This window comes from Oleiphilus sp. HI0086 (assembly GCF_001635225.1).
The window spans coordinates 1-1,456 of sequence record NZ_LWFZ01001132.1 but is presented as its reverse complement, the minus strand read 5'-3'; the positions used below and the strand labels follow the sequence as shown (position 1 = coordinate 1,456).

At 44.8% G+C, this 1,456-nt stretch carries 2 protein-coding genes; one reads left to right on the top strand and one right to left on the bottom strand.

From position 1 onward, the window contains the following. Positions 1-661 (top strand): acyl-CoA thioesterase II (locus A3756_RS19985; protein ID WP_082865393.1); only part of this gene is annotated, 661 nt, incomplete at its 5' end. A 23-nt stretch (positions 662-684) separates the two neighbouring features. Here the strand turns inward: A3756_RS19985 and A3756_RS19980 are convergent. Further along, on the bottom strand, positions 685-1,456 hold a 772-nt coding region (locus A3756_RS19980; RefSeq protein WP_156490627.1), incomplete at its 5' end, for an EAL domain-containing protein.

Below are 1,456 nucleotides of genomic sequence, written 5' to 3'. Positions count from 1 at the left end.
AGGGGATCATTCTCTACCAATTCAGTACGAAGTGCAGATTATTCGAGACGGTAGTTCTTTCGCAACACGGCGAGTCATTGCCCGGCAAGACGACAAAGAGATTTTTACCCTCAACGCTTCGTTTCAAAAAGATGAAGCGGGTTCAGAACACCAGTTTGATATGCCCGAAAGCAAGTCGCCAGAAGAACTGGCTTCCGAGCTGGAAATACGTCGTCGCTTTAAGCACCTGATACCTGAAAAACTTAGGGAGCAGTTCACCCGCGATAAACCAATCGAAATCAGACCAGTTAAGCCAATTGACTATACCAACCCGGATATTCGTCCACCCTATAAGCAAAATTGGTTTAGAGCGGTGGCATCAGTCCCCAATGATCTATCATTACACCATTGCCTTCTGGCCTATGCCTCGGACTTCGGCCTGCTTGGTACTAGTATGCTGCCGCACGGTTTGAGTTTTATGCAAAAAGGCATGCAAGTTGCGAGTCTTGATCATTCGATATGGTTCCATCGCCCTTTCAAGGTTGATGAATGGTTACTTTACGATATGGATAGCCCTAGTGCGTCAGGCGGAAGAGGCTTTAATCGAGGGAATATTTTTAACCAACAAGGTGAGTTAGTTGCTTCAGTATGCCAGGAAGCATTGATTAGAAAACGTAGTTAAAACTGCAAATGCGTGACGCCTTGCTAGGATACGTCACGCGTATCGCTTTCAGACTTATCAAGCCACTGAAGTAGCCTCTCCATCGGCAAAGGTGGGGTTAGTAAATAACCTTGAACAGAATCGCACTTTAGCTCTCTTAAGCGCTCCATCGTCTCTTCATTTTCGACACCTTCTGCCACCACCTGATAACCCAGTTTTTGGCACATGTTAATGGTTGCTTCAGCAATGAGCTCATTGCCCTCATCCCCACATATTCCCGATATCAAGGATTTATCGATTTTAATCTCTGTCGCCGGTAATGACTTTAAATACGCCAAAGAGGAGTAGCCAGCGCCAAAGTCATCAACCGATAAACGTAAGCGTAAAGCACACACTTTATTTAAGACCTCAATCGCATCCAAAGGATTCGCCATCATCGAGGTCTCAGTTAACTCAAAATAAATGCGCTGAGGATCGCTGTTGTTATCAGCCATTTGAGCGCTCAGAAAATCAATCAAATCTCCCTCTCGCAGGTTCAACACCGATAGATTGATTGACATATTCAAGTCCCAACCAAGCTCTTTGAGACTATTCTGGGCTTTAAGTGCATTGCTCACCACCCAGCGTGTTAATGCTTTAATAATGCCTGTTTGTTCGGCAATCTCAATAAACTCATCAGGCCTAACCAAGCCATAACGCTCATGGTTCCACCTTACCAAGGCCTCCATACCTACAACTCGATTCTCTTTAAGAGAGTATTTAGGCTGAAAGTACAAAGCCAGATGATCATTCTTGATCGCTTCCTTCAATTCAGAA